The 24,256-nt window shown below is 65.7% G+C and carries 22 protein-coding genes; 11 read left to right on the plus strand and 11 right to left on the minus strand.

Annotated features, from left to right (window positions below; translation table 11 throughout):
- Positions 1 to 53 precede the first annotated feature (53 nt).
- From HZ989_RS13305 to HZ989_RS13335, 7 genes are all read left to right on the plus strand, one after another.
- Complete coding sequence (locus tag HZ989_RS13305) at positions 54 to 1,088, plus strand: ABC transporter substrate-binding protein (RefSeq protein WP_209321279.1); 1,035 nt, start codon at positions 54 to 56, stop codon at positions 1,086 to 1,088.
- A gap of 53 nt (positions 1,089 to 1,141) precedes the next feature.
- Positions 1,142 to 1,900: an ABC transporter ATP-binding protein gene (locus HZ989_RS13310; RefSeq protein ID WP_209321280.1), complete on the plus strand. Its 759-nt coding sequence runs from the start codon at positions 1,142 to 1,144 to the stop codon at positions 1,898 to 1,900.
- Positions 1,897 to 2,658, plus strand: a complete 762-nt coding sequence (locus tag HZ989_RS13315; protein WP_209321281.1) for an ABC transporter permease — start codon at positions 1,897 to 1,899, stop codon at positions 2,656 to 2,658. Before HZ989_RS13310 ends, HZ989_RS13315 begins: the two co-directional genes overlap by 4 nt.
- 75 nt (positions 2,659 to 2,733) lie before the next feature.
- A complete protein-coding gene (locus tag HZ989_RS13320) occupies positions 2,734 to 3,573 on the plus strand; it encodes a hypothetical protein (protein WP_209321282.1) in 840 nt (279 codons plus the stop codon).
- Positions 3,570 to 4,700, plus strand: a complete 1,131-nt coding sequence (locus tag HZ989_RS13325; protein WP_209321283.1) for a DUF2336 domain-containing protein — start codon at positions 3,570 to 3,572, stop codon at positions 4,698 to 4,700. The genes HZ989_RS13320 and HZ989_RS13325 overlap by 4 nt, the downstream gene beginning before the upstream one ends.
- 343 nt (positions 4,701 to 5,043) lie before the next feature.
- The gene (locus tag HZ989_RS13330) at positions 5,044 to 6,114 is read left to right on the plus strand and encodes an AraC family transcriptional regulator (protein ID WP_209321284.1); all 1,071 of its coding nucleotides are present in this window, start codon (positions 5,044 to 5,046) and stop codon (positions 6,112 to 6,114) included.
- An 83-nt stretch (positions 6,115 to 6,197) separates the two neighbouring features.
- A complete protein-coding gene (locus tag HZ989_RS13335) occupies positions 6,198 to 7,412 on the plus strand; it encodes a S9 family peptidase (RefSeq protein ID WP_209321285.1) in 1,215 nt (404 codons plus the stop codon).
- Positions 7,413 to 7,537: 125 nt separating this feature from the next.
- Here HZ989_RS13335 and HZ989_RS13340 read toward each other — a convergent pair whose 3' ends face one another.
- From HZ989_RS13340 to HZ989_RS13350, 3 genes are all read right to left on the minus strand, one after another.
- Entirely contained in the window at positions 7,538 to 8,284 is a 747-nt protein-coding gene (locus HZ989_RS13340; protein WP_209321286.1) for a DUF6456 domain-containing protein, read from the minus strand.
- A complete protein-coding gene (locus HZ989_RS13345) occupies positions 8,281 to 8,652 on the minus strand; it encodes a helix-turn-helix domain-containing protein (RefSeq protein ID WP_209321287.1) in 372 nt (123 codons plus the stop codon). The genes HZ989_RS13340 and HZ989_RS13345 overlap by 4 nt, the downstream gene beginning before the upstream one ends.
- A 140-nt stretch (positions 8,653 to 8,792) precedes the next feature.
- A complete protein-coding gene (locus tag HZ989_RS13350) occupies positions 8,793 to 9,404 on the minus strand; it encodes a hypothetical protein (protein ID WP_209321288.1) in 612 nt (203 codons plus the stop codon).
- On the opposite strand from HZ989_RS13350, the gene HZ989_RS15265 reads away from it, so the two are divergent.
- Positions 9,403 to 9,537, plus strand: coding sequence for a hypothetical protein (locus HZ989_RS15265; protein ID WP_256435875.1), 135 nt, complete (start codon positions 9,403 to 9,405; stop codon positions 9,535 to 9,537). The two genes, HZ989_RS13350 and HZ989_RS15265, sit on opposite strands and share 2 nt — an antisense overlap.
- A 93-nt stretch (positions 9,538 to 9,630) precedes the next feature.
- Here HZ989_RS15265 and HZ989_RS13355 read toward each other — a convergent pair whose 3' ends face one another.
- The gene (locus tag HZ989_RS13355) at positions 9,631 to 9,834 is read right to left on the minus strand and encodes a hypothetical protein (RefSeq protein ID WP_209321289.1); all 204 of its coding nucleotides are present in this window, start codon (positions 9,832 to 9,834) and stop codon (positions 9,631 to 9,633) included.
- Between the two features lie 254 nt (positions 9,835 to 10,088).
- Positions 10,089 to 11,048, minus strand: coding sequence for an IS1595 family transposase (locus HZ989_RS13360; RefSeq protein ID WP_209321290.1), 960 nt, complete (start codon positions 11,046 to 11,048; stop codon positions 10,089 to 10,091).
- Positions 11,049 to 11,333: 285 nt separating this feature from the next.
- Between HZ989_RS13360 and ctrA the strand changes: the two genes are divergently transcribed.
- Together ctrA and HZ989_RS13370 are read left to right on the plus strand one after the other, a co-directional pair.
- Entirely contained in the window at positions 11,334 to 12,047 is a 714-nt protein-coding gene (ctrA, locus tag HZ989_RS13365; protein WP_209321291.1) for a response regulator transcription factor CtrA, read from the plus strand.
- Between the two features lie 692 nt (positions 12,048 to 12,739).
- Positions 12,740 to 14,692: a prolyl oligopeptidase family serine peptidase gene (locus tag HZ989_RS13370; RefSeq protein WP_209321292.1), complete on the plus strand. Its 1,953-nt coding sequence runs from the start codon at positions 12,740 to 12,742 to the stop codon at positions 14,690 to 14,692.
- 592 nt (positions 14,693 to 15,284) lie between these two features.
- Here HZ989_RS13370 and HZ989_RS13375 read toward each other — a convergent pair.
- The 6 genes from HZ989_RS13375 to HZ989_RS13400 form a co-directional block, all read right to left on the minus strand.
- Positions 15,285 to 16,052, minus strand: coding sequence for a hypothetical protein (locus tag HZ989_RS13375; RefSeq protein WP_209321293.1), 768 nt, complete (start codon positions 16,050 to 16,052; stop codon positions 15,285 to 15,287).
- A gap of 375 nt (positions 16,053 to 16,427) precedes the next feature.
- Positions 16,428 to 17,072, minus strand: a complete 645-nt coding sequence (locus tag HZ989_RS13380) for a heme-binding protein (RefSeq protein ID WP_209321294.1) — start codon at positions 17,070 to 17,072, stop codon at positions 16,428 to 16,430.
- 87 nt (positions 17,073 to 17,159) lie between these two features.
- Complete coding sequence (locus tag HZ989_RS13385) at positions 17,160 to 18,077, minus strand: hypothetical protein (protein WP_209321295.1); 918 nt, start codon at positions 18,075 to 18,077, stop codon at positions 17,160 to 17,162.
- 433 nt (positions 18,078 to 18,510) lie between these two features.
- Positions 18,511 to 18,864 (minus strand): hypothetical protein, encoded by a 354-nt coding sequence (locus HZ989_RS13390; RefSeq protein ID WP_209321296.1) that lies wholly within the window; start codon positions 18,862 to 18,864, stop codon positions 18,511 to 18,513.
- 355 nt (positions 18,865 to 19,219) lie between these two features.
- On the minus strand, positions 19,220 to 20,155 hold the full coding sequence (locus tag HZ989_RS13395) for a hypothetical protein (protein ID WP_209321297.1): 936 nt from the start codon (positions 20,153 to 20,155) through the stop codon (positions 19,220 to 19,222).
- 163 nt (positions 20,156 to 20,318) lie between these two features.
- Positions 20,319 to 21,122: a phosphodiester glycosidase family protein gene (locus HZ989_RS13400; RefSeq protein ID WP_209321298.1), complete on the minus strand. Its 804-nt coding sequence runs from the start codon at positions 21,120 to 21,122 to the stop codon at positions 20,319 to 20,321.
- A gap of 379 nt (positions 21,123 to 21,501) precedes the next feature.
- Here HZ989_RS13400 and HZ989_RS13405 point away from each other — a divergent pair, with 379 nt between their 5' ends.
- Positions 21,502 to 24,054 carry a TonB-dependent receptor gene (locus HZ989_RS13405; protein WP_209321299.1) on the plus strand — a complete coding sequence of 851 codons (2,553 nt, stop codon included), beginning with the start codon at positions 21,502 to 21,504 and terminating at the stop codon, positions 24,052 to 24,054.
- Positions 24,055 to 24,256 lie beyond the last annotated feature (202 nt).

The following is a 24,256-nucleotide window of genomic DNA, read 5'->3' on the forward strand; positions in this document are numbered from 1 at the left end:
CCGCGACGACGCTCCGCTTCCCATCCTTCCGTCATCGCCCTAGTTTGCCCGGCATGAAGCCTCGCACGACTCAGTCCGTCGTCAGCCGCCGTCTCGTCCTGGCGGGAGGCGTCGCCGTCACCGCCATGGGGCTGGCCGCCTGCGGCAGTTCCGAGGCCCCGGTCGACGAACAGGGCCGCGTCCGCATCCGTTTCGCCACCGACTGGCGCGCCCAGGCCGAGCACGGCGGCTTCTATCAGGCCCTGGCGTCCGGGGCCTATGCGCGGCGCAACCTGAACGTCGAGATCATCCAGGGCGGACCCGGCGTGAACGTGCCCCAGTTGCTGGCCGCCGGCGCAGTCGAACTGGGCATGGGCTCCAACAGCTTCATCCCCCTGAACCTGGTCGCCGAGGGGGCCCCGGTGAAGGCCGTCGCCGCCTTCTTCCAGAAGGACCCCCAGGTCCTGATCGCCCACCCCGACCCGGACCTGACGGGCATCGCCGACCTGACCGGCCGGCCGTTCCTGCTGGCCGACGCCTCGATCACCGCCTTCTGGGTCTGGCTGAAGGCGAAATACGGCTTCACCGACGATCAGGTCCGCAAATACAACTTCAACCCTGCCCCCTTCATCGCCGACGACCGGGCGGTCCAGCAGGGCTATCTGACCTCCGAACCCTATACGATCGAGAAACAGGCCGGGTTCGAGCCCCGCGTCTTCCTGCTGGCCGACGAGGGCTACCCTTCCTACGCCACCATGGTCCTGTCGCCGGACGGGTTCGCCCGCGACAATGCGGAGGCGCTGCGCAGCTTCATCGCCGCCTCGGCCGAGGGCTGGCGCGACTATATGCGGGGCGATCCCAAACCGGCCGACACCCTGATCCGCAAGGCCAACCCCGACATGACCCAGGACATCCTGGACCAGGCCCGCGCCAAGCTCAGCGAATACGGTATTGTCGATGCGGGCGACGCCGCCCTGTATGGCCTCGGGGCCATGACCGAAGCGCGCTGGAAGGCCTTCTTCGACGTCACCAGCCAGGCGGGCGTCTATCCCCCGAACCTGAACTGGCGCAACGCCTTCACCGACAACTTCCTGCCCGGCCGTGGCTAGCTCTCCGCCCCCCGGGCGGAGAGGGGCCGCGTAGCGGCCGGAGGCGCGCCCGGATGGACGCCCCCGAACCGAGCGTGATCGCGCGACTGAGTCAGGCTGTCGTCCAGTATTCCGGCCGCCCCGCTCTCGGCCCCATCGACCTGACCGTCGCGTCGGGCGAGATCCTGGCCCTGGTCGGAGCTTCCGGCGCGGGCAAGTCAACGGCGCTCCGCCTTCTGGCCGGACTGGAACGTCCCGCTTCCGGCCATGTCGAGAAGCCTGCCGACACCCGCACCGCCTTCGTCTTCCAGAGCCCGACCCTGATGCCCTGGGCCGATGCCCGCACCAATGTCGCCCTGCCGCTGGAACTGTCCGGCGTCCCGGCCAGGGAAGCCCGCCGTCGCGCCGACGTCGCCCTCGTCGCCGTCGGTCTGGGCGACCGCACCACCGCCCGCCCGCGCCAGCTGTCCGGCGGCATGGCCATGCGCGTCTCCCTGGCCCGCGCCCTGGTCGTCGAGCCCGACCTGCTGCTGCTGGACGAGCCCTTCGCGGCGCTGGATTCCATCACCCGCCGGGGCCTGATCGAGGATCTGCACCGCATCGCCGCCACACGCCCGATCGCCATGGTCTTCGTCACCCATGACGTGGAGGAGGCCGCCTATCTGGCCCGCCGCGTCGTCGTCCTGTCCGCGACCGACGGCCGCGCCATGAGGGATGTCGGAATGCCCGGCCCCCTGCCCCGCCCCGAGGGCTGGCGCGCCGATCCCGCGTATCGCGCGGCGGTCGAGATCGTCGCCGACGCCCTGGCCGCCTCCATGCGGGTCGCGGCATGAAGCGCCTGACCGAGGCCCTGCCCGCCCTGCTCCTGACCGCCCTGCTTCTGGCCGGCTGGGAGGCCGCCTGCCGCCTGCTGGATGTGCCCGTCTATTTCCTGCCGCCGCCCGGCGCGGTCGCCCTTGCCCTGATGCACAACGCCCCGATCCTCGCCGGATCGGCGGCCCAGACCTTCTGGATGGCGTTCAAGGCCCTGGTCGTCGCCGTGGCCCTCGGCGGTGGCCTGGCCATCCTCGTGTCCTTGAGCGCCACCGCCGAACGCGCGGTGGCCCCCCTGGCCGTCACGCTTCAGGTCACCCCCGTGGTCGCCATCGCCCCCCTGGTCCTGATCTGGGCCGGTCTCGACCACGCCGACCGGGCTGTGACCGCGCTCGCCGCCGCCGTCGCCTTCTTCCCGGTCTTCTCCGGGGTACTGACAGGCCTGAAATCCGCCGATCCGGACCTTGAGCGCCTGTTCGATCTGCATGGAGCCTCGGCGCTGCAGCGGTTGTGGCGACTGCGCCTGCCCTCGGCCCTGCCCTTCGTGCTGGAAGGCATCCGCGTCGCGGCGGGCCTGTCGATCGTCGGGGCCGTGGTGGCCGAGTTCGTGTCCGGATCGGGCGCGACGCAAGGGCTCGCCTGGCGCCTGCTGGAGGCCGGCAACCGGTTGCGCACCCCCGACCTGCTGGCCGCCCTGTTGTGCCTGGCCGCCATGGGCCTGGCGCTGAACGCCGTCACCACCGCGATCCAGCGGCGGGTGCTGAAGGTCCTGTCCTGATCGTTGCGCCCCGTTAGCGCGGAGTTAAGCCGCTTTCCGCTAGGCTTGGCGGCAATGATCCACCGGAGCCACGCATTGTCGACCCGCGCCCTCAGACCCGCGATCCTGCTGGCGACCGCCGCCCTGGTCTGCGGGATCTCAGGCATGGCCCAGGCCCAGGCGGCCCCCGGCCCCCGTTACGTGTCCTGGGCCGGTCGCCCGGCCAACACCACGCCCGCCAGTGTCTCTGCGGCCCCGGCCCACAGCGGCATGATCCCGCGCCGGATGGCCCCCGGCCAGACCGTCTCGCGTCCGATGATGCAGCCGGCCCCGGTGCCCCGTCCGGTCTCCAACAGCCTGACCCCCGCCAGCGCCTGGCTGGGTCCGCAGCCGGTTTCGTCCTTCGCGCCCGGCTCGCCCGATCCGCTGGCCTATACCCGCGAGATGGCCGCCCCCGTCCCCGCACCGGCTCCGGTCATGGCGACCCGGCCGACCGTGCAACCCGCGCCGCGCCAGCCCGGGCCCGACTTCCTGCCAGACCAGGGCGCGCCGACCACGACCGTGGCCGAGGGGCCTCTGCCCACCCCGGGTGCCGCCGCCGACCCCATGGCTCCGCGCGCCGATGCGCCGATCTTCCGCCTGCGCCCGCAAGCCGCTCCGCAGCAACAGGGCGCCGGGGCCGACCAGCCCGCGCCCCGGGTCTATGCCGAGGCGACGCCCCCCGTGGCCGCCCAGCCCGGGCAGCAGGGCAGCCGCTATTACTCCGTCCACCGCGAAGCAGGTCACACGCCGGACCGGACCGCCCTGCCCGAGGCCGTCTTCTATGACAGCGTGGCACTGGACCTGGCCCAGCCGCCCGAAACCCAGGTGCCCCGGCGCGACGCCCAGGGCCGCCTTCTCGCCCCCTCCCGCAGCGACGATCCAGAACGCCCATGAGCGAGACCCTGACCTCCAGCGCCCCTGAGTCCTCGGCCCCGGCCGACATCGGCTCGCGTCTGCCCGACCTGATCGCCCTGGCGCAGGAGCCGTCCAGCGAGAAGCGCCGCACCCTGCTGCGCGAGCTGACCGGCCACTTCTTCGGCGGGGCCCCGCGCACGGCGACCGAGGACTCCCTCTACGACTCCGTCCTGACCGACCTGACGGCCGAGATGGAGACCGCCGTCCGCGCCGAGCTGTCGGCCCGGTTCGCCCTGGCCCCCGATGCGCCGCGCGGCCTGATCCGGCGCCTGGCCAATGACGAAGTCGAGGTGGCCGAGGCGGTCCTGCGCGTCTCCACCGTCCTGACGGACGAGGATCTGCTGGGCGTCGTCCGCTCCAAAGGCCAGGGGCATCTCCGCGCCGTGTCCGAACGCGCCAGCGTGCCCGAAGCCGTATCCGACGTCATCGTCGAACGCGGCGACGACGAGACCCTGGGCACCCTGTTGCGGAACGACGGGGCCATCCTGTCGCGTGCCGCATCCGAGACGGCGGTTGAACGGGCCAAGGCGAACCCGGCCCTTCATGCCGCCACGGTCGAGCGTCAGGCCCTGCCTCCCGACCTGCTGAACGAGATGTATTTCGTGGTCGAGGCGCGTCTGCGCCAGCGGATTCTCGAACAGAACGCAGCGATGGATCCGATCCTGCTGGAAAGCGCTCTCGCCGCCGGCCGCGCCCGCGTGGCCTCGGACGACGGGGCCCTGCCCGCCGACTATGCGGACTGTCTGTCCCAGGTCGAGGCGCTGAAGGCCGCCAACCAGCTGACGCCGACGGTGCTGGCGCGCTTCCTCCGCTCGGGATCCAGGACCTCGTTCCTGATCGCCCTGGCCCAGCTGGCCGACGTGGATTTCCATACCGCCCGCCAGATCGTGGACCGCCGCGAGCTGGACGCCCTGTCGGTCATCTGCAAGGCCGCCGACCTTGACCGCGCCCTGTTCCTGACCTTCGCTGTGGTCATCCTGGGCACGGAGGAAAGCGCCATGGGCAAGGCCCAGGGCTACGCCAAACTCTATGCCGAACTGACGAAGGAAGCCGCCGGCCGGACCCTGCGGTTCTGGCGCATGCGACGGGTCTCGGCCGCGGCCTGATCCGCATCACCCATCCCGCCGCCCGGGCCCGGCACCGCCGGAACGCGGACCTTCCGGACGGCGGTTGTGGGTGGGGAGGGGACATTCCCGCCCTGCCCGCCTTGTACCCGGGCGGCATTTCGTGAAACGACCCGTCGCGATCCAATGTGTAGCCGTCCGATCTCCTGGCGTTTTACCCGACGGCAGCCGATGGACTTCGCGAGGCAGGCGGATTTAGCTGGCATCGCCGTCTGATTCACCGGGGGCCGGGCCGGGGCGAGCCAGCTTTCGTCGCTTGCTCATGGCCCGCCGCGACCGGCAAGGCCAATGTCCCCCCGTACCCGACGCACAGAAAGGCGCAGGCATGACATCGACCCTGACCGCAGGGCTTTCCGGCGGGTTCATCGCGCTTGCGACGCTGCTTGGCCTGCTGGCCTGGCGCGATGTGCGCAAGGATCTGGCCGGACGCCTGATGGCGGGGCTCTGTCTTTCGCTGGCTGCCCTGGAGCTGACAACAGGCCCTGTGGGCGATGCCTTGCCGTCCTGGCTCTGGACGCCGTTGCGCCTGACTGGCGGCTTCAATGTCGCGCTGCTGTGGCTGTTCTTTCTGGCGGTTCTGCGCGACGGCTTCAGGATTCGCCGCCTCGAGCAGGTCGGTTTCGTTCTCTTCAGCATTGGCCCCCTGGCCAGGACCTTCGACTGGGACCGAGCGGGGGGTGCTGACATCCTGGAGACCCTGATCAGCGTCGCTCCCTTCCTCGCGATCGCCCATGTCATGTGGGTGGCCGCGTCCGAACGAGGGGGCGACCTCGTGCAAGGGCGCCAGTCGGCGCGCATCTGGGTGGTGGTCATTCTGTCGGCCGCCGCCCTGGCTTCAGTGGCGTCTGAAAGCCTTGCCGATCCCGATGCTGCGGCCTTGGTACGGCTGGCCCTGTCCAGCCTGCCGGGCCTGGCCGTCGTCAGCGTCTGGTTGACGGCCATCGAACCGGGACGGCTGCGCTTCGATCCGGCGACCGCAGCGGATCACCCCGCGACCCCATCCGGCGTCGATCCACGCGATCAGGCGCTGCTGGCCGGCTTGGTCAGCGCGATGGATGCAGGCCTCTATCGAGAGCCGGGATTGACGCTGGAGCGCGTCGCGAAGGTGCTCAGGACACCAACGCACCGCTTGCGGGCTGTCATCAACCAGGGCCTGGGACACCGCAACTTTGCGGCCTTTCTGAACGGCTACCGCCTGGCTCACGCCAAAGCCGCACTCGCAGACCCGAAGCGCGGGCGCGAGACGGTCCTGGCCATCGCCTATGAATCCGGCTTTGCCGCACTCCAGACCTTCAACCGGGTCTTCAAGGAGGTCGAGGGCGACACGCCGACCGGCTACCGCGAAAAGCGTCTGCGCGAGTCTGCTCAGAACCCGATATCCCTGCCCAATTCATGAAGTGAGAGGGAGTTTTTGCCTCTGAGGAGACGGTGACCTCCGTCCCGACGCATCCATCCGGCTATCCACAACAGGAGGCCACCATGCGTTTTCAAGTTCTTTCCATCGCCGTCGTCGCTGCCGGTCTGATGACCGCCTGCGTATCGTCCGCGCCGACTTCGGCACCCGAAACCCGGATCACCGCGCCTGCAAGCCAGTCCGGCCAGCTGGTCCGCTTCGAGCCGATCGATCATCTGGAACGGGCGTCCCTGCAACAGACGGCGTCCGGACTCCCGGGCGCGATCGCGGTCAACAACGGCGTGCGGCTCTATCGCTTGATCTATCGCTCATCCGTCCGCGGGCAGGCCATCGACGCCTCGGCGCTGGTGGCCGTTCCTGACACGCAAGGCCCGCCGCGTGGCGCGGTCCTTTATCTGCGCGGCTCCGACATCCCTCGGAGCGCCGCGCCGACCACACCCAATGCGATCTGGACCAGTGAGGCGGCTGTCTTTGGCGGCAATGGCTTCGTGACCATCGTACCGGACTATATCGGCTTTGGGGCCTCACCCTCTCCGCAAGCGTTTCTGCTGACCGATGAGAATGTCGCCGATTTCCGCGCCGCCCTGACGGCCGCGCAATCGGCGCTGGCGCTGGGCAGGCACACCCCCCTGTTCGTCACGGGCTTCTCCCAGGGCGGCCAGCTCAGCGCAGCGCTCCATCGCGACCTCGACGCGAGGCCGCTGCGCGGATACGACCTGCGCGAGACGGTGGCGGTCGCTGGCCCGCACGAACTGGTTGGGTCTTTCGCGGCACGGATCGAAGAGCCGCTGGCGAGCAACCCCATAGCCATGGGCTATGTCGCCTGGGCCGCGTACACCTTCGCCTGGCGTGAAGGCCGCCCGCTGGAAGAGGTCTTTGCACCGGCCTATGTGGCGCAGGCGCCGCGCTGGTTCGGCGGCTCCATGTCGATGCAGGAGCTCCTGGGGCAGGCCCCGGGCAGCATCACAGAGATCCTGCGCCCCGAGTTCCTGGCCTCGATTCGGACGGACAGGGATTTCTGGTTCAACCGGATGGTTCGCGAGAACGAAACCTATGAATGGACCCCACGGGCACCGTTTCACATCATCCTCGGGACGGCCGACGACCACGTCGACCCCGCGGCAACGCGCATTCTCTATGAGCGGGCCAGGGCGCGCGGCGGGAATGTATCGATCCAGGAGTTTCCCGGTTTCAACCACCTGCAGACCGGTGGAGCTGCCTATGCACCCACACTCGCCCGGTTTGAGGCTCTGGCTGAGGCCAGTTCGGCACAGCGCTGAAGCCCTGTCGCAGAAAGGCGCAATCGGATCTTGAGCCTGGCGTCGTCGAGCGCGGTCGACGGCGTCAGGCTAGCCTCCATAGCGAACCCCCCGCCCCCGGGTCGCAAGAGCGTCGAACCGCGTCGTCATCCGATCCCGTAATGCCGCGCCAGCGCCTCCAGCCCCGCCTTCAGCAACCGCTTCCCCGCCCGTCGTGGCAGGCCCAGGGCCCGCTCGGCGGCCTGGATCGCCGTGTCGTGGATGCAGGCCTGTTCGACGAAGCCGCGGCAGCGGGGGCCACAGGCCTCCAGCGCCCGCGCCACGCGCCGGCCGGCTGCCAGGGACCGGTCGCCCGGCTCCATCCGCGCGGCCGAGCCGCCACCCGACCTGGGCAGGGCGTCCCACCGCAGGGTCAGCGATGGCCCCGACAGGGCCAGCTCCGCATCCCGCCTCAGCCGCATCGCCGCCGCCACCTCCGCCGGGCCCAGCCAGGGACGGCCGTCCGCGTCCCTGCGACGGGCCAGCCAGGCGATCGGGCTTTCGCCCAGATTGGCCGTGCGGCGGATCAGGCGGCCGTCGCCCGCCATCACGCATCGTTCGCCCTCGATCCGGCCGGGCGCGCCCGCGGGCGAGACGCGGTGCGGCGGGTCCGGCACGCGCGCGACCCAGCCGCCGCTCGGCCGCGCCTTCAGACCCGGTGCCGCGACCAGGGCCCGGAAGACGGCCTCGTCCAGGACCATATGCGGCCGGGTCCTGCGGTCGGCGGTCAGACGCAGGCCATAACCGCCGCAGGGCTGCTCGCAGATCCAGGCACCGGACCGTCCCAGCATGCGCCGGGCGCGCCCCGCCAGGGGCGGATCAGCCGCGGTCGTCTCCACCCTGCCCGCGCTCATGCCGCCTCCGGCACGTCCGGCGTCGCGTCCACCGGTGCGCCGACGATCGCATGGATGGCCCCCTCCAACTCCTCCAACAGGTCGTTCAGCTCGCGGTTCTCGCGCGCGTCCTCGATCTTGCGACAGGCCGTCGAGGTGGTCTGGCGGTTGACGCCGAAGGCGTGGCCGACGCGTTCCTGCGGCCAGTCGAACGAGACATAGGCCAGATACATGGCCACCCGGCGGGCCCGCAGCGCATCGGCCGACAGCCGGCAGTCCCGATTGATCGCGGCGACGGACACCCCGAACCGCAGGGCCACGATCTGGATCACCAGATCCGCCTTCTTGCGGTCCTCCTCCGACACCGCGACGCGGTATGGACTCCTCATCGTGCCGACCTCCCTGACGTCCCGGGGCTGCGACCCGCCCCGACCAGACACAGGAATATAATCCTAACTATGCACTTTGCATACCGGAAGAATTTCCCATATGACCTACGATGACAGGCCGGTGCTGACTGAGATTGAGATTACGGAGGCGATGATCGCGGCGGGCGCGGCTGCCCTTTTTCATGGGCGCGGTGCGGCGTCGGAAGAGGAGCTTGTTGCATTGGTTTATGCAGCCATGCGTCGCCAAGCGTCGGAAGGACGAGTTCGAGAAGAGTTGAGTGCGGGACGTGCGGAGAGGTTTGCGACTCAATCGTGAACATGACCGTGATCCGGAACAGGTCCATGGTCATGTTTTTTAGGTCATCAACGGACGCTCGATATTCCTTCTCTCGGCCTGGGCCGGGCTTGAGGTGCGCGTTTGAAATCAAGAAGTCCGGAACGCCTTGAGTGTGGCTGGTTCCCCAATGCACAAGGTGATTCCGGACACCGGCAATAAGAGTTAGTTGCGCAAACGGATCTGAGAGACGCGCTTTCGTTTCCTTGTTTCCGGTTCCGTCGAGGATACGATTGATGAAGTCTTTCGCCGTATCGACGCGCGCGCCGGTAAAGATCGCGCCTGCAACCTCGTCTGTCACGCCAGCGTGAAAGATCAAAAGCTGATGCAAAGCCCTTTCGCAGCGGGCGAACTCGTGGATGAACAAGCCGAGATGGGTCAGGTAGGCGTCCATCTCCGGAAAAGGATTGTCGGTCATGCCTGAGAAATCTGATCCCACGGCTGAGCGCCGCGATGAAGTTGTGAAGCGGATGCTGGCGACACCGCCCGCACCGCGAAAGCCGAAGAAAGAGGGGCGCGAGCCGAAGCTCGCGCCGAAGGTGAAGGAATGACCCCTGCTATTGAGGCCTTAGACGCGTTGGGGTTGGCGCTCGCCAACCACGACCACTCATGGACGGATCGGGAGCGCCAGCTTTATGAGGTCGCTACTTCTGAGTCCCGTATGGACTCTGGTTGGCCGGCTTCAGCGAGATGTCCTCAGCTGAGGCCTTCGACTGAATCGCCGCTGGCGTCCGGTCCATTTTTAGAGCGATAATGCGGGTAGGTGTGTTGCCGTTGGCCAGCTTCTGAAGCTGCTTCACTTCGGCAGCGGTCCACTGCTTGTTATGGTTTGGGGGAGGTTTTGCCATATAACGATTTCCTTATGGGAAATGGCAGTAAGGCATTGACCGACTCTGGCGGCTCCACTTAATCGGAGATCTCAAGGTCATTTCAGTCGCTGCCCTACAGCGGTTGAGAAAAAGCCCGGTCCGTGTTGGCGCACGGCCGGGCTCTACCTTTCTGGCGTGATTCGTCATCCGCTCAACGCACGCTAGCATCGGCATCAACAGGTGTGGCGAGCAGCCCCTTCCTGCGGAGCCTCGCCAGCCTCGCGGCCTGAAACTTAAACGTAGGCTTCGTCAGTCCGCCGATAGGTCAGGCGCTTGCCAACCGTGCCCTTAAGGGCTTCGTCGGTGCGCATGGCGTCGTTAAAGCCCAGCAGGGCGCGGGTGTTATGGCGAAAGCCGAACTCGGTGACGTAGCGGTTCAGGTGCTTCTCGGAGCAGTGCTGATAGACGCCTTTCATGCCCTTCTTGAAGACGCCGAAGAAGCCTTCTGCCGAGTTCGTATTCACGTCACCACGGGCGTATTCGCCAGCCGAGTGCTTCACCGTTTCATGCGAGGCGAACACGTCAGCAGCGCCCTTGTAGAGGCTGCTTTCGTCGGTATGCAGACGGGTCGCCGGATCAACGTTGGCCATGACGATAGCGGACACCGTGGCCTTGTCGGCAACGGCAACGTGAAAGACTTTGGCCTTCCCGCCGCGCTCGACCAGAGCGACCACGGGGCGGCTGTTGCGCTTCTTCGGATACTTGAAGTCGCCCCCACGGGTGCGCTTTGTCGGGGAGACGGCGGGCTTGCCGTAATAGGTTTCGTCGGCTTCCACGACCTTGCCTTCGCCACCTAGCAGGGTGTCGTCGGTGTCGATCATCGCTTCACGGATGCGGTGCGCCATGAACCACGCCGTGCGGTAGGAACCGAGGGCGAGTTCGCGTTGAAGCTGGAGGGCGCTGATCCCCTTCTTGTTGGCGCACATAAGGTGCGTCGCCAGAAGCCACTTGTTCAGAGGAACCTTGGAGTCCTCATAGACCGTGCCGATGGTGGCCGTGAACGGCTCTGAACAGGCCTTGCACTTGTAGAGGCCTGGGCGAGTGCTCTTGCCCTTGAGGAGCGTCGATTGATCGTCACCGATCACACCGCAATGCGGGCACGTCCGACCGTTCGGCCAGCGCAGCTTTTCAAAGTGTGCGCGGGCCTTGTCGGCGTCGTGGAAGATCGGGTCAGAGAGCGTTGCGGCGGTCATGCACCTCTTATGCTGAAATCAGCCGGGTATGTAAAGTGCATAGTTAGGAATATAATCCTGTCATGCGTCAGAAACGGTCGCAGGAGGCCGACGGCGTCGAGGTATTGAAAATAAATTGAATCCGGGACTCGCGGACTCTCGACGCCGATTCGCAAATCAGCCTAGATTCGCGTTCATGGGGTGCTGTTAACCGTTCTTAAGGTTTTAACGGGTTAACTCGCGAACAAGGTTACCCGGAACTGATAGACCGGGCTTATTTGTCAAGATTTGCCTGGAGGGGCTCGAATGCGCGTTCTGCTTATCGAAGATGATCACGCGACCGCGCAGAGCATCGAACTGATGTTGAAGTCGGAAGGTTTCAATGTCTACACGACGGATCTGGGTGAAGAAGGCATCGATCTGGGCAAGATCTATGACTACGACATGATCATGCTGGACCTGAATCTGCCCGACATGAGCGGTCTGGAAGTCCTGCGCCAGCTGCGCGTCGGCAAGATCAATACTCCGGTCATGATCCTGTCGGGCTCGACCGAGATCGAGACCAAGGTCAAGACCTTCGGCGGCGGCGCCGACGACTACATGACCAAGCCCTTCCACAAGGACGAGCTGATCGCGCGCACCCATGCCGTGGTCCGCCGCTCCAAGGGTCACGCCCAGGCCATCATCCACACCGGCGAGATCGCCGTGAACCTGGACGGCAAGACGGTCGAGGTGCACGGCCACCGCGTCCACCTGACGGGCAAGGAATACCAGATGCTGGAGCTGCTCTCGCTCCGCAAGGGCACCACCCTGACCAAGGAAATGTTCCTGAACCACCTGTACGGCGGCATGGACGAGCCCGAGCTGAAGATCATCGACGTCTTCATCTGCAAGCTGCGCAAGAAGCTGGCCACGGCCGCCGGCGGCAAACACTATATCGAGACCGTCTGGGGCCGCGGCTACGTCCTGCGCGACCCGGCGGAAGGCTCCGCCCCGACCCCGGTCAGCGCCGCCGCCTGAAAGGCCGCGGACGACTAGACCTTCAGACGCCCGCCGGAGCGATCCGGCGGGCGTTCTGCTGTCCTTACGTCGAAACCGCCCCGGGGCCGCGCCTGCGGCCTGCGCCACCTGTCGGCAAGCACCAGCACGGCCCCGGTCCGCGTCGCCGCCTCGAGGGGTGACCGACGGCTTCTTAAGGCGTCTTTAGAATACCCCCCACCCCGCAGATCACCTGTGGTTGCGATCAATCCTGGTCATGGCAGCGCCTCATGGTTGCAACCACAACCCATGGAGGCTTAAATGCGAAGCCTGACCCTTGACGAATGTGGCATCGTCACCGGTGGGGCGATTGGGGATCCTATGTATTCGATTTACCTTGGTGACTCTGATCAGCAAGGCTCTCAAACGGGTGGCCAACAAGACAAGACGACGCAAGGTGTGGGGAATAACGGCGGGCGATCACCCAGTGAGACAGCTCGCGCTCCGGAGGTGAGATGGGGTGACATCCCGATCAGCCGTCCGGCTGGGCCCTTTGAGTCAGGTCCTGGCGGAAACGAAGGCGGCCCGGACGACTACCCTCCGATCACAGGGACTGGGGTGATCGTCGATACGGGTAACGGGTCCGTCGGTGTCGGCGTGACCGAGGACGGCAACGGCGGCGGGATTCGCATTACCCGGCGCTTCTGAAATCAATGATCGCGACGAGTTTTCGAATGCGTCTCAAGACCTGGCCTGGACCCGGCGTGATCTGGGTGGCGGCGGCGTTTCAGGCCAGTTCAGCCTGGAGCGCCGCCCTGCCTCTGGAGAGCCCGGACGAGCCGATCCGGTCGGTCGAATACTCTGTCAGCGGACCCGCCGTGGTCCGGCTGACCAACGGCGACACGGTCTCGGTTGGCGTTCCCGGAACGGACTCGACCCCGTCCGTCAGTCTGGAATGGGAAACGCGATACACGCTCGGTTCCGAAGTTCGCCAGGAGGGTTGGCGGATCCGTCAGGTGCTGTGCGACACCCAGGTGACGAACGCCTGCATCATCCGGCGGCGCCGGGGCGTTGTGGAACAGTGGACGACGCTTGACCTGTCGTCGGGTCAGTCCGGCCCGGATTGGCGCGAGCTTGGTGACGGCACCGTGCTGGACTACGATGCCCGCTCTTCGAGTGTGCTGCGTTCGTCGGTCTCCGAGGCGACCGTGACCGGACTGGTCGTCCAGTCCCTGAGCGATCCGGGCAGCGCGCGCGAGCTTTGGCGCGCCGAGCCCGCGAACAGCGTGGCCGATGCCCGCTATCTTCCCACGCAAACGTCGGTTCGGCCGATCCTTTTGATGACGGGCGGTGTTCCAGCGCACTGGACGGTGATCGACGGCGACAGGCAATCTCCGGTTCGACCGTCTCCCGGGGTGCTGATCGCCAGTTTCGAAAGCACCCTGTACATTGCCGCTGCCTCTCCGGACGGCCGGGAGAGCTGGCAGGGCTTCACCGAAACACCCCGCGCCGGGGCCGAATGGACGCCTGATCGGCTCCTGTATCACGGTGACGGCTTGACCTCGCCCACGGTGACCGTTCCCACCGATCCTGGTCGGCTGGTATCGCCGGAGAAGGGTGCCGCCTTCCTGCCGAACGGAGCCATGATCGCCGTCACGCGAACGGACGGGGTTTTCGCCCTGTCGGAGATATGCCGCCCTTCGCCGGACGCGGCGCCGCGCGCCGAACCCCTGACCCAGTTCATCGACTGGAGCGCGGAGGCGGCCAGCCTGACGATCCACGGCGGGGCGCCGGCGGCGGGCACGCTGTTGGTCGCGCGGTCCGACGTGGCCGGTAATCTGTCGATCAAGGCTTTGACGATCGCGTCGTCGCCGGGTCCGGCGCGCGCGATCGGTCTATGCGGCCAGACACGCGTGCTGTCCGCCGATCTCGATCTTCCCGCGCCTGCTCAGCCGCTTTCGGACGTCGTGCGGCTTGGCCATTCCACGGTCGCGTCCGACGGAGTCGTGCTGACCTACGACGTGATCGCCCGTGCTGGCCAGGTCGGGCGCATTCTGATCCGGCCTTACGGTGCCTTTGGATTGGAACCTCAACGGTTCATCGCGCGACCGCTTGAACGACAGTGGGTGGCGCAAGGCAACACGCTGATCGTTCCCAGACTTCGGGGCGACGCAGGCACCCGGGAGTGGGTGGAGGCCGGGCGCGGGAACCACAAGCGCCGCGTGACCGAGGATCTGATCGCGGTGTCCGAGGATGTTCTGCGGCGCCATCCCGGCATTCTCCGCCTCGACCTGGTGGGAATCAGCGCCGGTGCTTTCACATCGGCGAGAGCGGCGTTCGCACGGCCGGACCTGTTCGATCGGGTCGTTCTGATCTCTGGCCTGCTGGACCTGTCCCTGTCCGAAGCGGCGATCGAGGGCAGTTTCGCCCTCGACGAGTACGGATCCGTTCAGGGCGGCTTTCCCGAATGGCTGGGCGGAACCCAGGCTCCCGCCGGGGTGGCACCCCGATTCATCGTCCTGCACGGAATGGCGGACGAAATCGTGCCGGTCGAGGGTTCGGCCAATTTCGTCGCCTATGCGAGAAGCCTTGGATCCGACGTGGAGGGCCAGTCCTATGAAGGGATCGGTCATGACCTGGCCGGCGATTCCCAAATCCTGAGCGACATAGAGGGACTTGAGCCATGAGCCCGGCGGAACCAATGCGACGCGCTGCCAGGCTGGCGATCGGTCTCGGACTCACGGCGACCCTGGCGGGATGCGCCGGCGTCAGGGTGGACTGGGCCAGTTTCGGTGCCGGGGCGCTGGACGCCGCGTGCCGGAAGTCCCCCCATTGTGACCTGCCTTGCTCGCGTGATGAAGGACGGCAGGACTGCAAGAGCAATCGGCGCACTGATTGACCCCTCGGACAGCACCAGGACCGCACCCTTGAGCGCTGGCACCAGAAAGGGCGACCGACGGCCCGGGCGACCGTTGCCACAAGTTTTTCGTGTCCCTCTATACAAGTTTAGGTGGCTGCCAAACCTGGTTTCTGTTAACCATCATAAAGGTCAACCACAACCCATGGAGGCGTAAATGCGAAGCCTGACCTTTGAAGACTGTGGTATGGTCGCCGGTGGGGCGATTGGGGATCCTATGTATTCGATTCAACCTGGTGACGCTGATCAGCAAGGCTCTCAAACGGGTGGCCAACAAGACAAGACGACGCAAGGTTCGGGGTCTGGCGGCAGGAGAGCGCCTGTTCAGTCGCAACAACAGAGTAGAGAAAAGTTCTTCTAGATCATGGAGATATGTAGTTTCTTTGAAACTGTGCGCGTGCAAGAGGAACAATTTTGTTGTCTACAGACATAAGAAAGATATCATCGCCGACCATAAATCCACTCCCTGGCGAAATTACGGAACTCATTCGGGAGCGCCAGCAGTTCTCGTCATCTGCACAAATTGATGCCCTTGGAGAAAAATTCAGATACAGTTGAAGTTGATCTGAGGTCGGAAACCACATGGCTATGTCATAGGATACAACGACGGACGTACAGTTATACTCACCACTGTCTCGGGCTGAAATTATAAGAAGACGTCTTGCAACGTCTTTCCAGAAATCCACATTCCATCCTAACTCCTCGAAACGTGTTCTCTGAGACTGGGCGCGTTCGCTTCCACAGACGGGGGTGTGCCATTGGTAGTATTCAGCAAGCCAAACGGCGATCTGGTCGTTGCCATGAAATCCAATGAGTGGTCTACCGACGAAATTCAATTGAGCCTTCGTGGGCAAAATAAACTCTGCACATGACGACAGACAAAGTTCCCCAATAGAGACTTTTGCAGGATAACTACCAACTAATAATGCAGCTTCTTGGCCTATAGCAGGGTCACCTCCGTAAGAAGAAATCACAATATCATTACCAGCGTTGGCATTTCGTCTAATTGCGTCCACAAAAGTCGAGTCAAGTTCGCCCGTTATTGTTTTAACTTGATCTGGCTGTTGAACGCAGGCCGGCGTATAAATAATCGCCAAGCAAGCGAAAATAAAAAATAATGTTTGTCGCATCAACCTGTCTCCGAAAGGCATTTCCGAAAACACATTACCTAATTGATACAATGCTGACGTGGGTAAATTTGTGTGTCAAGCTGCAGCATGTACTAGAAGGCAAGGATGCACAGCAGACTAATCCTCCAGTCCGAATGCGGCCTCGCCTGGATCGCCGATCCGGCGCGGGGCGAGCGCAAGCTGACGCTGGGGGAGGTGTCGCGCCACTTCACCGGCGTCGCGCTGGAACTGACGCCTGCGCCTCATTTCGAGAAGAAGACGGCTTCGGAACGGGTGCGGCTGGGCGATCTTTGGAGCCGGCTGTCGGGGCTGAAGCGGTTCCTGATCCAGATGTTCCTTTTGACTCTGCTGATGCAGGGGATCGGATTGATCCCCCTACTCCCGCTCGACCCTTACCGCGACCTCGTTGCGGCGCATCGGCGGCAGGGTCCAGGGTGGGTCGTAGAACCAGACCACCGGCTCGTCGCGCGCGACCCAGCCGCTGCCGCTCAGCCCGGCCATCAGCCCGGCCTTGTGCGTCTCCACGGCCCGTACCGAGCCGACGCCGCTGAACCGCACCACCGCATAGGTTTCGGCCGGAACGACGACCAGTTCGACCGTCGGATCGTCCGGCACGGGCAGCTGGTCCATCGTATAGGCGGCCGGCATGAAGAACTGGACCGTCCAGCGGTCCGGGCCTGACGGGGTCTGGGCCACCGGCGCGGTCATGGCGATCGTCTGCGACCCCGCGGATCGCCCGCCGGACTGCGCGACCGGGGCCGTCATCGCGATGGAGGCGCGCCGGGCGTTGCCGCCGAAGATATAGCCCGCCAGGCGTCGAAAGCCCTGGTTGCGGGCTGCGTCGCTGGTGCCCGTCACGACGGTCTGCGCGGCGATCCGCTCGCCATAAAGGCGGATCTCCAGATCCCCTGCCGGCGCCAGGGTCTGATAGGCAGGCTCCTCGGTGCCGGAGCGAACCCCGACCGTGGAACAGGCGGTGGTCACCAGGGCTGCGCCGATCGCCATCAGGGTCTTCCTCATGATCGTCCTTTTCTCGGCCATCCCGGATGACGCCACTATCGGGAACAACGCGCAAACAGTCACCCGGGGTGCAGGGCGCGAATTGCCTCAGGGCCCGACGATGATCCCGGACGATGCGAGCTTCCATATGAACTGCCGCGTACTCGCATAGGACCGGGCCTGAAAGGCCGACCACCGGGCGACGAAGATCGGGTTGTCGGGATTGAAGTCATAGCCATCCCCGATCCGGACGAGGTAGCCCTGATCCACGAGCTTTCGAATGTGCCGTCTGACGGTTTCCGCCGGCAGGTCTGTAAAGCGCGCGACCGCGCCACCGCTCACGGGCGATGCGCCGGGACGGAGGACAGACAGCGGACTGGACGCACGGATGCTCTCCGGCAACAGACGCAGGTCCGCGCCGACCAGATGGCACGTCGCCGCGAGCACATATTTGGTCATGAACGGAAGGTCGGGCGCGATGGCCTGTACGGCGTTTATCGTCCGCAGAACGTGCGATGATCCCAGACGCAGCAGGGCACCGCCGATGGACCAGAGGGGCTGGACCAGCGTCCTGTCCGGTCCCAGATCATAGGCGTTGACCACGCCGAGACCCTTCACGAAGTCATCGAGTGACGCCAGATAGGCCGGAAAGATCGATGACAGGGGGCCCATGACGATGCTGTCCCGGGCCAGGACAAAGCCGTCCTCCTGCTCGGACAGAAACCCCCTGCCCGCAAGCATCCGGATCTTTGTTCGCGCCGTTTCGCGCGGCACGCCCACCGAGATGGCGACGCTCGTGACATTGGCGGGCTGGCGCATCTCGTCCGGCACGCTTCCCGGCAGAAGATACATCCGGGTGCCTTCGGGTCGCCGGTCTATGTGTTCGATGTTGCCGGTGAAGACGCCCGCCACGATCAGGCTGGCGATGATGTCGTCAGACAGCCACCCCCGGCTCGCCTTCACGAAGGCGAGGCTCATTCTGAGATTGAGCCAGGACACCTCGGCGGCCGGCGTGTGCGTCTTCATCAGATACGACCGGCAGAATTCTGTGCATGCGGCACGCCGATAAGCGCACCATGTTCAGGGTGATGTGCGGATTCCGGTTCGCCGCAACGCGTCCACGATGTCCTTGCCAACCTACAATTGTCCGATCAGTCCAGCGGTCAGGGCACCGGCCAGGGCCGTCATCGCCCAGGCCGCCAGCGCGCGCCTGTGCCTGTGGGCAAAGTCCATTCCATATCCAATCATGTCCGGCTCTCAATCATGCGCGCCGTCAAAGACGGAATCGGGTCTTCTGGAACCAGTCCATGAAGGCGCGAAACAACGGGCGGGCGGTGGATCGCCGACGTCCATCCGGCAGGACGACCTCGGAGACGATTCCCCGGGAGGCCCGCGCCCGCGACTGCGGGCTCAGCGGATGATCTTCGGGCTCCGTCCGGGTATAGGTTCGCCAGGCCATTCAGCGGGCGCGCTTGATGGCGGGACCGGACCATCTTTTGTCGAACAGGTCGAGCGCCGCGCTGGTCAGGGCCCATCGGTAGCTGTCCGGGCCGAGCGGCTTGCAGAGAAGCGGCGGGGGGCGGCGTCGCCCGGCGACGTCCAGATAGGCCTCAAAGGCGGCATAGACCGCTTCCCGCTCGTCGGGGGTCGCCTTCAGCGGCTTGCCGGTTCTGCGCCCGACAATCCAGTTCGCGATATCCTGTCGGTGCGCGGAGCCGCTGTTGGCCCTGAGCGCATCGATGATGTCGGCGACCAGCGGGTCGATCGCACCCTTGGCCGTCTTGTACGCGGAGTAGCTGATAACGTTGGTCATGGTCCGCCCCCGGCGGAATAGTGAATAAATCCTTAAACTTGTGATATCGCAGACCACCGGTGTCACAACGGCGTTGGTGCCGAAAATGGGGGCGCCCGTTCATCGGGGCCGGACTGTCAGGCCCGAACGGGGGCAGCCGTTCTCGCTGATGACACCGTCAACGGGCGCGACAGGTCCAGGTTTTCCGGGCGGCGCGCTGGCGATCCTTCCGATCAGCGCGCCCCCCGACCCTGCCAGAGCCCGGGTAGCGGGTCGAACCTGCAGGCGGCCGGCATCGAGAGCTGGACCGTCGAACAGGCCACCGTCGTGTGGTTGCAACAAGGACGACGCCGGCGAACCGGCGGGCGTGGTCGCTCTAGCGATTCAGCGGCAGCGGCAGCGGCGGGATGTGGATCTGGACCACGGACCGTCCCTCGCGCGAAATGCCCCAGATCTCCCGGTCGGCCGTCCGGTCCCAGGCCCAGCCCTGGCCTTCGAACTCGACATTGACGGTGGCGACATGGCGCAGGACCGACCCGGCCTCGGGCAGGGCCAGGACATACAGCTCCTTCGCATCATGGCCCGAGACATACAGCAGGCCGTCGTCACCCCAGCCGCCGCCCGAGCTGGAGGTCGGGGCGAACCGCTCCAGCACCGAGGGCGGAAAGACCCAGCTTTCCGTCCGCCGCCACTGGTCGTCGAACCGGACGAGGGTGGTGTAGGTGTGATCGCGTCCGGGCTGGCCGCCCCGCTCGTCATAGTTGGCGAACAGGGCCCACCAGGCCCCGTCCTTCCAGTCGATCCAGGTCAGCGACCCGATCTGCTCGCCCAGACTGATGCTGTCGACATGGGCCAGTGTCAGGGGATCGAACACCTCGACCGAGGACACCATCGGCACATGCGGAAAGTTGGAATGGGCGCACATCAGCCGCGCCTCGTGCACCAGACAGGCGTTCAGATGGACGAACAGGGTCGGGTCGCCCGCCCATTCCGCCAGTTTGGTGCCATCCGCCTTGGCGTAACGGCCCAGCCGGGTGTTGACCACGGCGTAGAAGTCGTCGCCCGCCGCCGCCGCGCCCTGGCCGGCCTCGCGGATGTCCGGATAGCGCCGCAGTTCGACCGAGGCGAAGGTCGGCGGATAGGGCGGCTGGGACAGGGGCCGCTCCTGCTGGCGCGGATAGCTGGCCAGGGGCGGGACCGGCCGTGGCTCGGCCGGCCGGGCGACCGCCGGGCGGTCCTGGCCGCGCGCGGCGGCGGCGCAGCCCAGGGCGAGGACGGCCAGGGCCGTGGCGGCGAGGATGGGTCTGAGCATCGGCGTCTCCAATCCGCCTCCTCGCCTAGGCCCCTGCCGTGACGCTGCCCCGGCAGACTCAATGCATTTGTGAGACGGCCCTGCGAACAATTTGTGGGCGTCCGGCCGAGGGGGCGGGTTCAGACCCGTCCAGCCCGCGCTCGACCCGATCGGGGGGGCCGGTTCAGGGCCGGACCGCATCGGGGCGCGGACGGGCGCGGACGCCAAGATGATTGGCCGAGGGGCGTTCACGGCCGGGCACGGCGGTATGGATCGGACGGTTCAACACCACAGGTCCGTTCGCCGACTCCACCACCATGGTCGTGGATCCGCCGCCGTCGAGATTGATGGCGTCGCTGGCCCCCAGCGCGACGAGAATGTCGGTCAATTCGTCGAGACTGGCACCCTCGCTGAAACCCGGCTGGCGTCCATCGACGGTCACGAGCCAGGCCAGTCGACGGCGGGCATCGAGACCGACGGCGGTGCGCGGGTGGCGGGCTGTGCCATAGGCGGCGTCGAAGGCTGCATATGACAGACGCTGGCCATCCTTGAGCAGGCGCGGACCGGCCGCCATGGCCTCACGCACGCCCGGGCCGCAGTCCTGACCGTCGTTGATGACCACCCGGGCCTCCCGCCAGATGCAGAGGATGGCGTTGACCCGCCGGTCGAGGTCGGTTTCGACCGGGGAGACCACCCGCCCGTCGTGGATCGCGGCCCCTGAGACATCCGTCCCCTGACCGGGTTGGGGGATATAGTCATCGCCCCCGGGCGAACCGCCTGCGAATGGCAGGAAATAGCCTCCGTTGACCGCCGCCTGCCAGTCCTGGGCCTGGAGCGCCTCGGACGTTTTCAGGGCCCGGTATTCGTGGCCTTCGCTTGCATCTCCCGGCGTGACCCCCAGCGACACCCCCGGGACCGTCAGGTCGATCCGCAGCACCTGGATCGACATCGGAACCGGCCCCGACGCGGGCAGGGTCTGATGCGACACGCCGTCAAACAGGGGGACCCAAGGGGCCGGAACCGGACCGGACGTCGGGACAGTGCTGCAGGCCGCGACTGTGAAGGCTGCCGCCGCGAGGCATGTTCTCGCAAGAATGCCGGTTGTCCAGCTCATGATAACCTCAGTATTCAGACGAAAATTCACAGATCGGCGGCATCGTCGGATACGGAATGCGCCACAGGTTGTATGCCACACTGCCCCGCTCTGCTCAGTCGCGCAACGACTGTGCTCAGTCGCAAAAAATTCGCCGACTCCCGATCAAAAATTCTCGAAACGGATGCGTTGCCGTTGTCGGTCGCTGCGACGTCTCGTCTTGGACGCGGGTGTTTTCGCTGAGCAAGGCGAGCCTGCAAGGGGAATATTTGCCATGACGTTTTCGCTGCGCACCCTGCTCATGATGATGAGCAGCTCGATCGCCCTGTCGTCTCTTGCCGGACAGGCCTTCGCCCAGTCGGGTCCGGCCGATCAGGACGCCACACAGGTCGAGGAGATCGTCGTTCTCGGCTATCGCGCGCAAAACGAACAGGCCATCCAGGCGCGTCGCGCAGATGAGCGTATCGCGGACTATCTCGCGGCCGACGACATTGGCAGCCAGCCCGACTACAACATCTCTGACGCGATCCGGCGCCTGCCGGGCATTCAGACCGTGTTCGATGAGGACGAGGGCAAGTTCATCTCGATCCGCGGCCTGAACCCCAGCTACACCCTGGGGGCGTTCGACGGGGCGACGCTCGCGACCTCCGAGCGGTCCAACCGCCAGCTCAATATGGAGGCGATCCCCTCCGGCGCGATCCGCCAGGTCGTCGTCACCAAGTCGCGGACGCCCGACGTCGACGGCAATGCGATCGGCGGTACGCTGAACCTGATCACGCGCTCGCCGTTCGATTCGTCCGGCTTCTATTTCGCCGGCACGGCCGAGGTCGGCACCTCCTCCGACACCGTCGTCCCGGGCAAGGGATTTGGCCGCTCCTATGACGATGCGCCGAACTGGCGCTTCGACGCGACCATGTCGCAACGCTTCGGCAGCAGCGGTGAATTCGGCGTCCTGTTCGGCGTCAACTACCTCCAGCGCAACCGCGACCAGGAGAGGCTCCTGCCGCAGCAGGTCCAGCCCTCCATTTCCGCGACCCCGACGCCCGTGGGGGCCCCGGCGGCGGCCGGGTCCCAGACGGATCTGCTGTGGTCGACCTATCCGAACACGATCGAACGGCTCGGCGGCATCCTGAAGCTGGAATGGGAGCCGATGACCGGCCTGCGGACGGGCGTGTCCTTCGTCCACTATGTCCAGAATGACAACGAGCTGCGCCATTCGCAGCGCCTGCGCAACGGGACCGGCGGCAACGCCAGCTTCATCCGGTTCAACGATTTTCCGCTCGAAAAGCCCACCACTGTGGCGCAGTTCTTCGTCGACTGGGCCCTAGACGAGACCCAGACCCTGGCATTCCGGGCCTCCTACTCCGAGGCGCAGTTTCTGGAACCGTCCAACCAGCTGCAGTTCAATCTGACGGGTCCGGCGGCGACGTTCGATGTGGCTCTTCAGGGCCGTGTGCCGGTGGCGACCAACCTGGATCCCCGGCTGTCGAACCCGGCCAGCTACACCCTGCTCAACAACAGCTTCACGCCCTATGAGGACGACAGCGACGAATATGTCCGCGAAGTCGCCTTCGACTATGGCCGCAATACCGAACGCGGCGACCAGGGCCTGGGGTTCGGCCTCGGCGCCAAGGTGCGCGAGATCAAGCGCGACAATGACTCGACCACCTGGAACTGGGTCCTCACGGGCGCGCCCCTGTCGCTCAGCCAGTTTGCGATCCCGACCAGCTATCGCCCCCCGTACGGCAACCTCAACCAGATCTTCATCGACTTCGACGCCTTCAACGCCTTCTTCAAAGCCAATGCCGCGAGCTTCACCGGCGGTCGAAACGAGAACCGTCAGGCAGACTGGGTCTTTGACGAGGATGTCACCGCCCTCTATGGCCTCGTGCGCCACGCGGGTTCGCGTCACACCCTGATCCTCGGCGGTCGCTACGAGGACACGGCAACCTCGGTCGAGCGCAACCGCACTCAGGGCGCAGTCCAGTCGCGGGTGACCCGCGAGGGCCAGTACGACCACTTCCTGCCGTCGGTCACCTTCCTGTATGACGTCACCGACTCGCTGCGGCTTCGCGCGGGCGCGTCCAGAGCGGTGGGACGCCCCAACCCCAGCCAGCTCGCCTCGGGTGAAACCGTCAACCAGACCACCGGGGCCATCAATCGCGGCAACCCGGATCTGCTCGCCCGCGAAGGCGACAGCTATGAAGCCTCGCTGGAATACTACTTGCCCGGCAATACCGGCGTGGTCTCGATCGGCGTCTTCCGCAAGGAGATCAAGAACGAGATCGTCACCCGGCTGACCGTCGCCGGCGGCCCCAATGGCGAAGACGTGACCCAGCCGGTCAATGCCACCCGGGCAGAAGTCCAGGGCCTTGAGCTCAACGCCGTCATCAACAACCTGCCCCTGCCGGGGTGGCTGTCGAACTTCGGCGTGTCCGCCAACGCCTCCTTCATCGACGGCAGTTTCGATACAGGCGGTCTGCGCGGCACGGTCGATGTGCTGCAAGGTCAGGCCGACACCCTCGGCAACGTCGCCGTCTTCTACGAGCAGGGTCGGTTCCGCGCCCGCGCCGCCTATGCCTATGTCGGCGAAGCCTTCACCAGTGTCAGCGCGACCGATCTGACCGGTGTGACGGATCGTTATGATGCGGCGCTGGGGACGTTCGATCTTCAGGCGCGTTATGCCATCAACGATCGCTTCGAACTGATCGGTGAGGTCCGCAACGCGACCAACGAGGAGAAGATCAACTACACCGGAAACGACATCTATCGGGACGTGTCCTTCTACGGGCGCCAGGTCTGGGCGGGCACCACCTTCAGGTTCTAGGGCCTGATCGGCAGAGGGGGGCCCACAACGTGGGTCCGCCGAAATCGTGCATCGCGCTCTCGCTCAGTCCTGGAGCCTCATTCACGGCTTCGGCGGAATCGCGAAGCAATGCCACCTCAACCGATGAGGCTCTGATTGTGCGACCTCAACAGGGTGTCCATCCGGTCCGGGCCGAGGGAACTGGAGTTGAAGCCTTCAGACC

The organism is Brevundimonas sp. AJA228-03, from assembly GCF_017795885.1.
GTDB lineage: Bacteria > Pseudomonadota > Alphaproteobacteria > Caulobacterales > Caulobacteraceae > Brevundimonas.

Coding starts and splice junctions, on each gene's coding strand:
- HZ989_RS13305 (WP_209321279.1), top strand. CDS start 54: ATGAAGCCTCGCACGACTCAGTCCGTCGTCAGCCGCCGTCTCGTCCTG.
- HZ989_RS13310 (WP_209321280.1), top strand. CDS start 1,142: ATGGACGCCCCCGAACCGAGCGTGATCGCGCGACTGAGTCAGGCTGTC.
- HZ989_RS13315 (WP_209321281.1), top strand. CDS start 1,897: ATGAAGCGCCTGACCGAGGCCCTGCCCGCCCTGCTCCTGACCGCCCTG.
- HZ989_RS13325 (WP_209321283.1), top strand. CDS start 3,570: ATGAGCGAGACCCTGACCTCCAGCGCCCCTGAGTCCTCGGCCCCGGCC.
- HZ989_RS13330 (WP_209321284.1), top strand. CDS start 5,044: ATGACATCGACCCTGACCGCAGGGCTTTCCGGCGGGTTCATCGCGCTT.
- HZ989_RS13335 (WP_209321285.1), top strand. CDS start 6,198: ATGCGTTTTCAAGTTCTTTCCATCGCCGTCGTCGCTGCCGGTCTGATG.
- HZ989_RS13340 (WP_209321286.1), bottom strand. CDS start 8,284: ATGAGCGCGGGCAGGGTGGAGACGACCGCGGCTGATCCGCCCCTGGCG.
- HZ989_RS13345 (WP_209321287.1), bottom strand. CDS start 8,652: ATGAGGAGTCCATACCGCGTCGCGGTGTCGGAGGAGGACCGCAAGAAG.
- HZ989_RS15265 (WP_256435875.1), top strand. CDS start 9,403: ATGCCTGAGAAATCTGATCCCACGGCTGAGCGCCGCGATGAAGTTGTG.
- HZ989_RS13350 (WP_209321288.1), bottom strand. CDS start 9,404: ATGACCGACAATCCTTTTCCGGAGATGGACGCCTACCTGACCCATCTC.
- HZ989_RS13355 (WP_209321289.1), bottom strand. CDS start 9,834: ATGGCAAAACCTCCCCCAAACCATAACAAGCAGTGGACCGCTGCCGAA.
- HZ989_RS13360 (WP_209321290.1), bottom strand. CDS start 11,048: ATGACCGCCGCAACGCTCTCTGACCCGATCTTCCACGACGCCGACAAG.
- ctrA (WP_209321291.1), top strand. CDS start 11,334: ATGCGCGTTCTGCTTATCGAAGATGATCACGCGACCGCGCAGAGCATC.
- HZ989_RS13370 (WP_209321292.1), top strand. CDS start 12,740: ATGCGTCTCAAGACCTGGCCTGGACCCGGCGTGATCTGGGTGGCGGCG.
- HZ989_RS13375 (WP_209321293.1), bottom strand. CDS start 16,052: ATGCGACAAACATTATTTTTTATTTTCGCTTGCTTGGCGATTATTTAT.
- HZ989_RS13380 (WP_209321294.1), bottom strand. CDS start 17,072: ATGAGGAAGACCCTGATGGCGATCGGCGCAGCCCTGGTGACCACCGCC.
- HZ989_RS13385 (WP_209321295.1), bottom strand. CDS start 18,077: ATGAAGACGCACACGCCGGCCGCCGAGGTGTCCTGGCTCAATCTCAGA.
- HZ989_RS13390 (WP_209321296.1), bottom strand. CDS start 18,864: ATGACCAACGTTATCAGCTACTCCGCGTACAAGACGGCCAAGGGTGCG.
- HZ989_RS13395 (WP_209321297.1), bottom strand. CDS start 20,155: ATGCTCAGACCCATCCTCGCCGCCACGGCCCTGGCCGTCCTCGCCCTG.
- HZ989_RS13405 (WP_209321299.1), top strand. CDS start 21,502: ATGACGTTTTCGCTGCGCACCCTGCTCATGATGATGAGCAGCTCGATC.